Origin of the sequence: Antribacter gilvus (assembly GCF_003946865.1) — a bacterium.
Lineage (GTDB): Bacteria > Actinomycetota > Actinomycetes > Actinomycetales > Cellulomonadaceae > Antribacter > Antribacter gilvus.
The window spans coordinates 1-938 of the sequence record NZ_QXTH01000039.1 but is presented as its reverse complement, the minus strand read 5'-3'; the positions used below and the strand labels follow the sequence as shown (position 1 = coordinate 938).

1 protein-coding gene is annotated in these 938 nt (G+C 73.3%); it reads left to right on the top strand.

Features of this window, described 5'->3' with window-relative positions; genetic code table 11:
- Nucleotides 1-20: 20 nt before the first annotated feature.
- Nucleotides 21-938: zf-HC2 domain-containing protein (locus tag D1350_RS23420; protein WP_164545306.1), on the top strand; the 918-nt coding region annotated here is incomplete at its 3' end.

Genomic DNA, 938 nt, shown 5'->3' with positions numbered 1-938 from the left:
ATGTCAAGGGGGAAGTGCGCGTGTCGGTGACGGAGATCGGTCTCGACGACTGGGTCGTTCATCGTCCCAACGTCGTGCGTTCCGTCGCGGCCCGGGTGCCCGGCATCGACGCCGAGGAAGCCACCAGCCGCGCCCTGGAGAAGATGATCCGGCTGGTCTCCTCCGGCGGCACGATCCAGGATCCCGCCCCCTACTGGCGTCGCGCGGCCCTGAACGAGGCCATCTCCATGACCCGCGAAGCAGGCCGCGCCCAACCGGTCGAGGACACCGCCCTGGCCGACCTGGCCCCCACCGTCGACGGCGCCGAGCTGACCGCCGAACGCACCCAGGACGTGGCCATGCTCCGCTCGGCCCTGGCGACCCTGGCCGACGACGACCGCAAGATCCTCTTCGAACGCCACGTCCACGACCGGGCCGTGACCGACATCGCCGACGACCTCGGCGTGCGCCCCCACGCGGTGACCATGCGCCTGCGCCGGGCCGAGGAACGCCTCGCCGCCGGGTTCGCCGCCGCCCACGCCCGCGACGTGAACGTCCCCGAGTGCCGCACCACCCGCGCCGCGATGCACGACTACCTCAAAGGCCGCCTGCTGCCCCGCCGCCAGAAGCGCGTCGAGGGCCACATCGACACCTGCACCGACTGCACCCGCGCGTTCATCGACGTCCGCGAGGTCTCCTGGATGCTGCGCGAGGCCGGCCAGCACCTCCTGGCAGGCGGCTACCTCACCGGCGCCGCCGGCACCGCAACCCTCGCAGGCGCCGCCGCCGTCAAACCCAGGTCCCCCGGCAAGCAGACCGCCATCACCGCCGGCGTCGTAGCCGCCGTCGCCCTGGCCGGAGCCGCCGCCGCCTTCGTCCTGACCCAACCCACCGAACCCACCCCCGCACAGGCCGACACCTCCCAGCAGCCGGCCACCACCCCCGCACCACCCCACGCA